Source organism: Polaribacter irgensii 23-P (assembly GCF_000153225.1).
GTDB lineage: Bacteria > Bacteroidota > Bacteroidia > Flavobacteriales > Flavobacteriaceae > Polaribacter > Polaribacter irgensii.
Genome location: NZ_CH724148.1, coordinates 233,797 through 245,686 on the forward strand (window position 1 = coordinate 233,797; position 11,890 = coordinate 245,686).

9 protein-coding genes are annotated in these 11,890 nt (G+C 35.7%); 6 read left to right on the top strand and 3 right to left on the bottom strand.

What is annotated here, in order from left to right; all coding sequences use genetic code 11:
• Window positions 1-106: 106 nt before the first annotated feature.
• Complete coding sequence (locus PI23P_RS01025; RefSeq protein ID WP_004568836.1) at window positions 107-2,371, top strand: FUSC family protein; 2,265 nt, start codon at window positions 107-109, stop codon at window positions 2,369-2,371.
• A gap of 71 nt (window positions 2,372-2,442) precedes the next feature.
• Here PI23P_RS01025 and rsmG read toward each other — a convergent pair whose 3' ends face one another.
• Window positions 2,443-3,072, bottom strand: coding sequence for a 16S rRNA (guanine(527)-N(7))-methyltransferase RsmG (rsmG, locus tag PI23P_RS01030; protein ID WP_004568837.1), 630 nt, complete (start codon window positions 3,070-3,072; stop codon window positions 2,443-2,445).
• A 121-nt stretch (window positions 3,073-3,193) separates the two neighbouring features.
• Between rsmG and PI23P_RS01035 the strand changes: the two genes are divergently transcribed.
• Together PI23P_RS01035 and PI23P_RS01040 are read left to right on the top strand one after the other, a co-directional pair.
• A complete protein-coding gene (locus PI23P_RS01035) occupies window positions 3,194-4,285 on the top strand; it encodes a fatty acid desaturase family protein (protein ID WP_004568838.1) in 1,092 nt (363 codons plus the stop codon).
• 27 nt (window positions 4,286-4,312) lie between these two features.
• Window positions 4,313-5,500, top strand: coding sequence for a pyridoxal phosphate-dependent aminotransferase (locus PI23P_RS01040; protein WP_026288476.1), 1,188 nt, complete (start codon window positions 4,313-4,315; stop codon window positions 5,498-5,500).
• Window positions 5,501-5,669: 169 nt separating this feature from the next.
• Here the strand turns inward: PI23P_RS01040 and PI23P_RS01045 are convergent, their stop codons facing one another.
• Together PI23P_RS01045 and PI23P_RS01050 are read right to left on the bottom strand one after the other, a co-directional pair.
• Window positions 5,670-6,269, bottom strand: coding sequence for a PhnA domain-containing protein (locus PI23P_RS01045; protein ID WP_004568840.1), 600 nt, complete (start codon window positions 6,267-6,269; stop codon window positions 5,670-5,672).
• A gap of 430 nt (window positions 6,270-6,699) precedes the next feature.
• Window positions 6,700-9,081, bottom strand: coding sequence for a penicillin acylase family protein (locus PI23P_RS01050; RefSeq protein ID WP_004568841.1), 2,382 nt, complete (start codon window positions 9,079-9,081; stop codon window positions 6,700-6,702).
• 74 nt (window positions 9,082-9,155) lie between these two features.
• Between PI23P_RS01050 and PI23P_RS01055 the strand changes: the two genes are divergently transcribed.
• The 3 genes from PI23P_RS01055 (at window position 9,156) to PI23P_RS01065 (ending at window position 11,860) form a co-directional block, all read left to right on the top strand.
• Window positions 9,156-10,319, top strand: coding sequence for a DegT/DnrJ/EryC1/StrS family aminotransferase (locus tag PI23P_RS01055; protein ID WP_004568842.1), 1,164 nt, complete (start codon window positions 9,156-9,158; stop codon window positions 10,317-10,319).
• A 7-nt stretch (window positions 10,320-10,326) separates the two neighbouring features.
• On the top strand, window positions 10,327-11,334 hold the full coding sequence (galE, locus tag PI23P_RS01060) for a UDP-glucose 4-epimerase GalE (protein ID WP_018942482.1): 1,008 nt from the start codon (window positions 10,327-10,329) through the stop codon (window positions 11,332-11,334).
• A 331-nt stretch (window positions 11,335-11,665) separates the two neighbouring features.
• Window positions 11,666-11,860, top strand: coding sequence for a hypothetical protein (locus PI23P_RS01065; protein WP_004568845.1), 195 nt, complete (start codon window positions 11,666-11,668; stop codon window positions 11,858-11,860).
• The last annotated feature ends 30 nt before the right edge of the window (window positions 11,861-11,890 follow it).

Consider the following 11,890-nt stretch of genomic DNA (forward strand, 5'->3'; position numbering starts at 1 on the left):
TACAAAGGTTCCTTGGTGAACGTCTCTTCAGAACAGAAACTAAAACGCGCAGAACGCGCTATGCTCTGCACAATTAGTATAACTTTGTCCTTAATTTAAAAGCGCATTGAAAGAAAAGATAAAAAAGTTCGAATTATTTCTAAAAAGCACCAACTTCGATCGCGGAATTCGTTTGGGGGTTGCCATCTTAGTGCCTTTTGCCGTGTTCTACTTTTTAGGATATTTAGAATATGCACCTGCAGTCGTTCTCGGCGCTGCTTTAAATACACCAGGAGATATTCCAGGAAGCACAAAACAGAAAGTAAATGCTATTTTGATCAGCATTGGATTCACCATGGTTATTACCGCTGGAATTCTGTTTTCAAAACCTTTCCTACCCCTTTTATTATTAACACTTGCGACCATTTCTTTTGTTGCATCTCTAATTTCTGTCTATGGTTTCAGAGCTTCTTTAGTTTCTTTTTCTGGACTTTTAGCCATGGTTATTGCCTTTGCTATTCAAAAAGAAACGACAACTGAAATACTCGTGCAAGTATCCTTAATGGGAGTTGGCGGACTCTGGTATTTACTTTTGTCTCTTCTTTTTCAAAAAATCACACCTAAGAAAGATCAAAATCAACTCTTATCAGATAGTTTATTTCTTATTGGTGCCTACCTTAAATTACGAGGGAAATTATTGACCCAAAAAAATAAGCGTGATACACTTCTAAAACAAACATTTGTTCTTCAAAATAAAATAACAGAGAAGCATGAAACACTGCGAGAAACCTTGCTAAATGCTCGTAAACGTTCTGGCCGGTCTCGGTACGAAGAAAAACAATTGTTAATTTTTGTTTCTTCCATTAAAATATTTGAATTAATCGAAGCTAAATATTTAGATTACCAAGTCATAGACGCCATTTTTGGAAAACATAAAAAGTTTCTAAAAGCCGCAAAAAAACTGAATAAGATAATGGGCAACCACCTCATTCACTTGTCTGAATTACTCATTCAAAACAATAAAATACCACCAAAAAAAACACTCATAGATGCACTTTCTAATGCGAACGAAGCAATTACAAATTATTTAGACACTCTAAAGCTGCCTGAAGCCCGCGAGGGAGCTTTGATTTTAAAGAACCTCTACGATTATCAAGAGCTTTTACTGCAAGAAATTCGCGCTATTCGCAGAGTTATGGCAAATGTTCAAAAGCCATCAAAAGTATCCATAAAGAAAAAAGATTCGCAACAATTCTTAACGCTGCAAGAATATAGCTTGGATATACTCGTTCAAAACTTCCATCTAAATTCAACTATATTTAGACACTCCTTGCGACTTACAATCGCGCTTATTTTCGGATACGTATTGGGCCTTATTTTTGACATCCAAAACACTTATTGGATTTTACTGACCATTATTGTAATCATGCGCCCAAGTTATGGCTTGACAAAAGAACGCTCGAAAGATCGAATCATCGGAACTCTTATTGGAGCTATTATTGCGGTTGTTATTGTATTAACGACTCAAAACCCGATACTTTATGGCGTTTTAGCCTTTATCTCAATAATATTAGCATTTTCTCTTATCCAACAGAATTATAAATCAGCAGCGGCATTAATTACGCTTAGTATTATTTTTTTGTACTCTTTAATAAACCCAAATACCTTTGAAGTAATTCAGTACCGCGTGCTCGATACGGGTATTGGCGCCGCAATTGCAATGGTTGCTAATTATCTGATATTTCCTAAATGGGAAGCCAGCAATCTCAAACAGATATTACTGAACGCGCTAAGAATGAACAAGAAATACCTTTTGGCAACGCAAGAATTATATCAGGAGCCAACAATTGAAAAGATCTCTTATAAATTGGCTAGGAAAGAGGCCTTTTTAGCTGTCAGCAATTTAAATGCTTCTTTTCAACGACTGACGCAAGATCCTAAGTCAAAACAGCAAGAATTTCAACTTACCTATGAAATGGTCACCTTAAACCAAACCATGGTTTCTGCAATCGCCTCTATCGGTACTTTTGTCATTCACCACAAAACTACAGCAGCTTCTGAAGAATTTAATAGGGTAATTCACACCATAACACATACATTAGAAAGCGCTTGCAACCATCTATTAGATAAAGAAATTGAGGATACCGACACAACAACAACAATTGAAGAATCAAAGGATTCCCTACTAAACACCTATCGAAAACTATCCAATCTGCGCGACGAAAATATCCGACAAGGAAATACTGAATTAGATATTAAGACCCTGCATGGCCTTCAGGAAGCGTATTTAATCGCAAATCATATGAACTGGTTGCAGTCGCTTTCAGAAAATTTAAAAGAAGCCACTAAAAAGTATCAGCTGTCGTCTTTAAATTTCCTTAAGGGAAGCTAAAATATTTGTGACCTATTTTTCTGCTTTTATAGAGAGTGCAGCACAAAAAAGTAGTGCAACTCTGCTTTATATTATCCCTTAAACTTCATTGCTAAATGCACCACTTTTTTTGTTTCGTAGAATGCTTCTTCAAAATAATCTGGCAAATCGTATATCGTAGCAGAAGTATATAATTTGAGCTCTTCAGACAGATCTCCTCCTTTTAAATATAAAATCCCATTTTTTAAATCATGGTTTTGCTTTTTAGAGATCCGACCTTTTGTCCAACGGACAAAAGTTTCCATCTGTGCTACCGCTCTACTTACAATAAAATCATAAGTGTCTTTTAGCTCTTCAACTCTTCCATTTGTGGTTTCGACGTTCTCTAAACCCAAGCCCTCTACAACATCGTCTACGACTTTTATTTTTTTACCGATAGAATCTACGAGGTGAAACTGCGTTTCAGGAAATAAAATAGCCAAAGGAATCCCAGGGAAACCACCACCTGTTCCAACATCCAATACTTTTGAACCTGCCTTAAACTGCACTACTTTCGCGATTGCTAGAGAGTGTAGTACATGACGTAGATACAATTCATCAATATCTTTTCTAGAAACTACATTAATTTTTAAATTCCAATCTTGATATAATCCTTGTAATTTTTCAAATTGTTCAATTTGAGTTTGCGATAAGTCTTTAAAATATTTATGAATAATCTCCATCTAAAAAGTTTGAAATGCAAAAATAGCTATACTTGCCAAACAATTCACAACAAAATCTGACGTTTATCACAAAAAGCCAATTCAAAAGCTTTATTTTTGTAAAAAGATAACCAAATACTGGATGAAAGCAATTAATTTCTCAAGAGTAGATAAAGCGAAATTCTTTAGAACTCTAAACAAAAGAGTAAATACCTATTTTAAGGAAAATAACATCAAAAGAACTGGAAATTGGAAATTGTATACCAAAGCAATTTTAATGTTTTCTTTATTTCTAATTCCGTTTATAATCGTGCTAACGGTTACCATGCCACAATGGGCAATGGGTTTGCTAACTATTCTCACAGGAATTGGAATGGCTGGTGTTGGCATGAACGTAATGCATGATGCAAACCATGAATCATTTTCCAAAAGAAAGTGGGTAAATAAGTTGATGGGGAGTAGCATTTATATTTTAGCCGGAAATGTATACAATTGGAAGGTACAGCACAATGTGCTACACCACACATTTACAAATATAAAAGACCATGACGAAGATATCGATGCGGGTAGAATCATACGTTTTTCTCTGCATTCTCAATGGTTAAAAATTCACAAACTTCAAAAATATTATTCTGTCTTCTTATACGGCTTGTTAACTATTAATTGGGCTATTACTACAGATGTAAAACAAATGCATCGCTATTTAAAGCGCAAATTATCTTATGGTAAATTTCCAAATCCTGCTGCAGAGTGGACCAAGTTAGTCATCTCTAAAGTTATTTATTATGCCTTTTGGATTGCCTTGCCTTTGTTGGTTTTAGACGTTGCTTGGTGGAAAATATTAATCGGATTTTTTGTAATGCATTATACCGCAGGTATGATATTAAGTATTGTTTTCCAATTGGCGCATATTGTACCCAACACCACCATGCCACTTCCAGACAAAGAAGGAAATCTAGAACACACTTGGGCAGTCCATCAATTATACACCACTTCTAACTTTGCACCTAGTAATTGGTTGGTAAACTTTTATACAGGAGGTTTAAATCATCAAGTTGAACATCATATTTTTCCTCATATTTCTCATGTACATTACAGCAAATTGGCTAAAATTGTGAAAGAAACCGCGAAAGAATTTAATTTGCCTTACAATGAATACAAAACAATGAGCAAAGCACTTGTAGAGCATTTTAGACATTTAGGTGTTTTAGGACAGAAACCAGAATTGGCATAATAAGAGCAACACACAACCAACAGTAAAATGAAACATCTATTATCGGACAGAATTAACAGTTTACCAGTCTCACAAACGTTAGCTATGGCCGCAAAAGCCAGAGAATTAAAAGCTGCTGGAAAAGACATTATCAGTTTAAGTTTAGGAGAACCAGACTTTAATACTCCTGAATTTATTAAAGATGCGGCCATTGAAGCGGTCAACCAAAATTACAATTCTTATTCCCCAGTAGATGGCTATTCAGATTTAAAAGAAGCGATTTGCACCAAATTTCAACGGGATAATAATCTGAAATACGAACCCAATCAGGTCGTAGTTTCAACAGGAGCAAAGCAATCTATAGTCAATGTGGCGCAAGTATTACTAAACCCAGGGGACGAAGTTTTACTCCCAGCACCATATTGGGTTAGTTATTCTGCGATTGCTATTTTAAGTGAAGCGAAATTCATAGAAATCCCTTCTTCTATTGATGATGATTTCAAAATTACGCCAGCACAATTAGCAGCAGCCATTACTACTAAAACAAAAATGGTCTTTTTCAACTCACCAAACAATCCAAGTGGATCCATGTATAGTGAAGCGGAATATAGAGCATTGGCGAAAGTTTTAGAGGCGCATCCTCAAATTTATATTCTATCAGATGAAATCTATGAGCATATAAACTACGGATCCAAAATATTTAGCTTTGCAGCCATTGAAAACATGTATGACAGAACAATTACTGTAAACGGCTTGGCAAAAGCATTTGCCATGACTGGTTGGAGAATTGGTTACATTGGCGCGCCAGAATGGATCGCCAAGGCTTGTACAAAAATGCAAGGTCAAGTTACCTCTGGTGCAAATTGTATTGCACAAAGAGCCGCAATTACTGCAGTTCTCGCTCCCGTCTCTAAAATTCAATATATGGTAGACGAATTTAGAGCGCGTAGAGATATTGTCGTGGATTTGTTGCGAGAGATCGATGGATTTAGAGTAAATATTCCCGAAGGCGCATTTTATGTTTTTCCAGACATTTCTGCTTTCTTCGGAAAAACAATTTCGGGTTTAAAAATTGAAAACGCAAATGACTTCTCTCTATTTCTTTTAGAAAAAGCGAATGTTGCCACGGTAACAGGAGATGCTTTTGGGGCACCAAATTGCATTAGAATGTCTTATGCTGCCTCTGAGGTTCAATTGCGAGAAGCTATCAAAAGAATCAAAAATGCTTTGAGTTAATAGCAACTTCTATAAAAAAAAATCCATCTTTTTAAGATGGATTTTTTTTGTGAAATCTTATTATTTTTACTTTCAAGTACGCTGTACTACATATTTTTAAAAAATCTTTTTACCTCCATACTACCTCCTTTTGGACTTGTCAAATAAATCGACAATACCAAGTATTGTATTACTCTTTCTCTGCCATTTTCTTCACATAATCCGTAATTATTACAATTTGAGTGGGGCCTACTTTCCCTTCTATAAACTTGGCATTTTCATGATCTAAAGAAATTCTTCTTACAGCTGTTCCTTGCTTGGCAACCATGCTAGATCCTTTTACTTTCAAATCTTTGATTAAAACTACAGAATCTCCAGCTTCTAAAATAGCGCCATTTGCATCTCTATGAATTACCTTTTCACTCTCCTCTAAATGATCTCCAGATTCCTTTGCAAAGCGCAAGTCGTCTCCTTCTAAATACATCATTTCTAATAAATCTTTTGGCCAACCTTCGCTTCTTAAGCGAGATAACATTCTCCAAACAACCACTTTCACTGCCCTAAACTCACTCCACATCGCATCATTTAAACAACGCCAATGGTTGACATCCATCTCGATTGTACCGTCCATTTGATTTCGACAAAATTCACAAGCCAATAAACTGCCATCTACACCACTTCCACCAACAGTTACCGTTGGCTTTACTTCATAAATTACTATTTCGTTTTTTGAAGTACACAATTCACATTGGTTTCCACTTCTCTTTTCTAAATCTTCTTGTAAACTCATGGGATTATTTTAGTTGGGTAAAAATACATTATTTAATGAATGCACTTATTTTTATTGGTATAAAATAAAAGAGTCCATAATTGCGCATACAATGCTAAAATAGATTGGCTTTTATATCCTTTTTTAAAGTATTCCTAATGCAGCTTAAAAAGATTTCTAAACCAACCTTCTCAAGCACTCTTGGAAGATTGCAATGCACGAAATTTTATTGCCAAAAATATTATAAAAAATAGCCTTTACTTGAAGCAACAGCAGCAGCAGCAGCAGCATTGTATGGCCGCCAGTAAAAAAATCGCCCGATTTCGTTGACTACAAAAAGGCTATCAAAATTGCCAGTGTAAATAGAACGCTTTAAAACTCCTTTTGAACACGTGTCTTGTAGTTTAAATAAAACCTAAATATAATATGCCTAAATAAAAACCAATATTCTTTATTTTTTTGCCTTCAACACTAAAGTGTTTTTACTTTTAAGGATCGCTGCCTGATTCAACTTCATCGGAACAAATTCTCCGTTCAAATATTTTTGAGCTTGGTCTTTATAATGCGGACTAAAAACGCGTCCAGATTGCCCAGTAGGTATAATTGCCAAACTATTATCTACGTCAGAAAAATCCACAATTCTTCTTGCTGACGGTCCCGCAGATACTTTGTAATATCCAGTAGAATCAATATTATAAATTTGATTGTTAATTACTTGATCTCCACCAGAGGTTACAAAAGGTCCCACATTAAAATATTTTCTTAAAATCGCCGATTCGCCCAATGGATGCTTGTGCTCCACAGAAATTACGCGTTCCCATTTCCAATCTGCTACATTCGCTCCTAGCTGGTTTTCTAAAAACACAAACGCCTTTTTAAAAGAATTACGAACAATTTCTTGTTTTGTCTCTACTTTATCTTTTGTTAATATATTATCCCACCACACAGATTTTTGCCGTTTCGCTTGCACAGGCAATACTTTTTCTACTAACGGTGTGTTTACAAATTGATAAAACCCTTTCCCCATTTCATCTGCGAATGTATTTTTCTGAAACTCATAAATCCACCGATTATAAACTACGGGCGCTACTTCCTTCTTATCAAAATTACCCTTCCAATTTTCCAAATAGTAAACTGCTGTTTTTTCGCTGGGAGAAAGCAAAGACACCTCTAACATTTTTAACAAATCTTCAATAACTTCTGGCGCGGATGGACTCGTTACATCTAGCAACATTTCTGCAACTTCAGGCACTGTCCAATCATTTTTCGGTGCAACCAGATCAACAATTCTTTTCGCTCTGTCTTCCGATAAATAATAACCAGGATAGCGCATCTTTCGAATAGAATCTGGCTGATTATTTGCCGAATACACATAGTTACTTTTTGGATTTATAGCCTGCGGATTTTCTTCAAAATCTAAATATTCTGCAATTTCATCTTTTCCGGAAGCCCCCTCCAAAAAGGTCTTTGTGTACAAAGGACGCTCATGGGTATATAGTTTTCCGGAGGCCAACCATGCAATGTTGTTTTTTGCATCTCCATACATCATATTTAGACCAGGAGCGTGCAATCTACTGGCTCCCTCTTTAAATGCACTCAAACTCTTCGCATGAGACATGGTATACGCCACATCTAATATTTGATTCTCTAATTTGGTATAGATCCATTGCATTGCAATTGGCTTTTTAGTTGCTAAAGGTTCAATAATTCCATTCATTAAAGGTCCATGCTTGCTAACTTTGATGGTATAAATAGAATCTTTCTCCCCTTTTACTTTTAAGTGTTTTTCAACAAAAGAGTAGGCGAAATATTCTTCTTTAAATCGATATTCATTTTCATTTATTGGGTTATTTTCTTCCACATAAAAATCAATATCATCATTTTCTAACATGGTTATGCCATAAGCATACTCTTTGTTGTGCCCCAACAATGGAAAAGGAATCAATGCCAAATGAAAACCGTACATCTCATAATCGGGTGTTTTTATGTGAGCTTGATACCAAACTGAGGGTTGCGAATATCCAATATGAGGGTCATTTGCGAAAATAACCTTTCCATTTTTAGTTTTATCAGCACCTAAGACCCACGAATTACTTCCTATAAAAGGAGAAATTGGTAAAACGTCCATCAAATGATGCATCGCTTTTGAAAATGCAGCCGTTATCTCTGGATTTTTTTCATTTTTAATCAATGTTAAGTTTTGATGCTCGGTAGCCGTCAACTCATTTAAATAGGCAGTACCCAATTTTTCTTTTATCTCGTTTAGCAGCGGATCTGTCTTGTGCGCAACCGCAAAACTAAATGCCATATAACCAAAAACATTATAAATATCTTTTAAGGCATATTTCTCTTTTTCAAGACCTAACAAAGTAAATTCTAAAGGTGTTTTTCCGTTTTCTATGTATTGATTTATTCCATCTAAATAAGCCATTGCCATTTTGTACGAAGCCGCATTGGTATCTGAATTTTGGATTGTTATGGCAGATCTTTCTTCAATTCCAAGACCAGAGAAAAGCTTGTCTGTTGCGATCAGCTCTTTTCCAAACATTTCTGACAGCCTTCCAGCAGCAATCCTTCTTATCAACTCCATTTGCCACAGTCGATCTTGGGCATGCACATAGCCTAAAGCCACATATGCGTCCTTCTGATTTTGAGCGTTGATATGTGGCACACCTATGGTATCATAATGAATCGTTACATCTTCAATTGTATTTTCTATGCTAATTTCTCCGCTATACTGGGGCTGTAAGCTTACTGTATAATACCATAGTGCAGTGACTATTAATAAAACAAAACCTATTAAAAACAGGAGCCCTTTTTTAAAAACTTTCATGGAAATCTATTTGAGAATTTCAAAGATAATAGATTTATGTTGTATTTTTGACACCTTTAATAAATACTCCTTTCATGAGAAAAATTCAAATGGTAGACCTTCAAGGTCAGTACGCAAAAATAAAAGAATCAGTAAATGCTTCTATAGCGCAAGTCCTAGACACATCCGCATATATAAACGGACCTTTAGTCCACGAATTTCAGGCAGATTTAGAAAAATATTTGGAAGTAAAGCACGTGATTCCATGTGCAAACGGCACAGATGCCTTGCAAATTGCGATGATGGGATTAGGCCTAGAACAAGGTGATGAAGTGATTACCGCTGATTTTACCTTTGCCGCGACTGTAGAAGTTATTGCCCTGCTAAAATTGACTCCAGTGTTGGTCGATGTAGAAGCCGACACTTACAATATGGATATTGAAGCATTGAAAAAAGCAATCACACCAAAAACCAAAGCAATTGTGCCTGTTCATTTATTCGGACAAGTAGCAAATATGGAAGCAGTTATGGAAATTGCTAAAGAACATAACTTATTTGTGATTGAGGACAATGCTCAAGCAATTGGTGCTAATTACACCTTTAAAGATGGCACAAAACAAAAAGCAGGAACGATTGGAAATGTAGGGACTACCTCCTTTTTTCCTTCTAAGAATTTAGGTTGCTACGGTGACGGAGGCGCAATTTTTACAAATGACGATGTCCTTGCGCATACAATTAGAGGTATTGTAAATCACGGAATGTATAGACGCTATTATCATGACGTTGTGGGTGTAAATTCTCGCTTAGACTCTATTCAAGCTGGCGTTCTACAAGCAAAATTACCAAAACTAGATTTGTACTGCAATGCCCGTAGAGATGCTGCACGCTTTTATAACAATGCATTTGCAAACAACCCGCACATAAGCACGCCTGCTGCAAAATCAAACGCAACTGAGAACTGTGGTCAAATATGTGCTGTCTGTGATTGTCATGTTTTCCATCAATACACACTGCAAATCAAAAATGGCAAAAGAGATGAACTGCACCAACATTTACTAGCACTGGGAATTCCTAACGCCATCTATTATCCGGTTTCTTTGCATGCACAAAAAGCTTACAAAGATGATCGTTATAACGAAAGTGATTTTCCAGTAACCAATGAATTGATAAAAACGGTAATTTCATTACCAATGCATACAGAATTAGATACTGAACAATTAGAGTTTATCACTGATACCATTAATAATTTTGTCAACTAAAAAAGCTATGAAAAAGATTTTAGTAACTGGCGGTTTAGGTTTTATTGGATCACATACAGTTGTTGAGCTACAAAACGAAGGTTTTGAGGTTGTTATTATTGACGACTTATCAAATACTTCTCTCAGTGTTCTGGACAGTATTACCGAAATTACAGGGAAAAAGCCTGCATATCACAACGTAGATTTAAAAATTAAAAGAGAGGTGCATCACTTTTTTGAAAACAATCCTATAGATGGCATTATTCATTTTGCTGCTTTTAAAGCCGTGGGAGAAAGCGTTGGAAATCCACTAGATTATTACGAGAATAACATTGGAAGTCTCGTATATATTTTACAGGAAGTGAGAGATCGCAAACTTGATCACATTATATTTTCCTCCTCCTGCACTGTTTATGGCCAGGCCGATGAGCTACCCATTACTGAAAACGCAGCGATTAAAAAAGCAGAGTCTACCTATGGGAACACCAAACAAATCGGAGAAGAAATTCTTCAAGAAAGCTGCAAGGCACATCAGCTGAATGCCATTGCTTTGCGTTATTTCAACCCAATTGGAGCACACGAGAGTATAAAAATTGGAGAATTACCGCTGGGAGTCCCACAAAACTTAATCCCTTTTGTTACGCAAACCGCAGCTGGTATTAGAAAAGAGCTGTCTGTTTTTGGAGATGACTATCCAACGCCAGATGGCACAGCAATAAGAGACTATATTCATGTGGTAGATTTGGCAAAGGCACACATTGCTGCATTACAGAGACTACTGCATAAAAAAAACAAACAAAATTTCGAGGTTTTTAATGTAGGCTCGGGAACAGGTAGTTCTGTCTTAGAAGTTATTAAAGCTTTTGAGAAAGCCTCTGGACAAAAACTAAACTACAAAATTGTTGGCAGAAGAGCAGGGGATATTACTACTGCGTATGCAGATACCACTATTGCGAATAGAGAATTAAACTGGAAGACAGAAAAATCTTTAGATGAAGCGCTGGAAGCTGCTTGGAAATGGCAACAAAAGCAATAAAAAACTACAGTCAAACTAAAGAAAGAGAAATAGCAACTTTGTTTTCAAAATAAAGGCTTGTTTATCAAATTTTACTTTGGTCCTAAAAAGCCTATTTACTGCTATTTTTAACCAAATTAACCATTTTTTTGACTTTTTATTCATTTTTTAAGCCATTTTTGGTTTTTATATGATAAGAAAAGTTGCATAAGTTTGGGATATCAACAATCGAAGTACCACATAACTTACATATTTGTATTTATAAGCTACTTTTCAGGGTTTTAACAGTTATAATTTCGCGTCAGCTCTAATACCCTGTAACTTTGAGGTCTAACCAATGCGCTTGGAAACTATGAAACTGATCAGAATTAGAAGAACAACCAGACTAGAAAAAAGATATACTTCAAAAATGGGACGTTTGCATACCAATGTCACTTATATCAAGAAAACATTATTAAATATCATTCCGCTACAGACTTTACATAAATACAGAGAAACGTATTACGGCAAAATAAAAGATTGTGAAGAATGTGTTTTAGCCAAATAAATTAGAAAAAATCCCAAACAACTGTTTGGG

Excerpts from the sequence above, each read along its gene's own strand:
- rsmG (WP_004568837.1), bottom strand. The coding sequence starts at position 3,072 with ATGGAGATTATTCATAAATATTTTAAAGACTTATCGCAAACTCAAATT.
- PI23P_RS01035 (WP_004568838.1), top strand. The coding sequence starts at position 3,194 with ATGAAAGCAATTAATTTCTCAAGAGTAGATAAAGCGAAATTCTTTAGA.
- PI23P_RS01040 (WP_026288476.1), top strand. The coding sequence starts at position 4,313 with ATGAAACATCTATTATCGGACAGAATTAACAGTTTACCAGTCTCACAA.
- PI23P_RS01045 (WP_004568840.1), bottom strand. The coding sequence starts at position 6,269 with ATGAGTTTACAAGAAGATTTAGAAAAGAGAAGTGGAAACCAATGTGAA.
- PI23P_RS01050 (WP_004568841.1), bottom strand. The coding sequence starts at position 9,081 with ATGAAAGTTTTTAAAAAAGGGCTCCTGTTTTTAATAGGTTTTGTTTTA.
- PI23P_RS01055 (WP_004568842.1), top strand. The coding sequence starts at position 9,156 with ATGAGAAAAATTCAAATGGTAGACCTTCAAGGTCAGTACGCAAAAATA.
- galE (WP_018942482.1), top strand. The coding sequence starts at position 10,327 with ATGAAAAAGATTTTAGTAACTGGCGGTTTAGGTTTTATTGGATCACAT.
- PI23P_RS01065 (WP_004568845.1), top strand. The coding sequence starts at position 11,666 with ATGAAACTGATCAGAATTAGAAGAACAACCAGACTAGAAAAAAGATAT.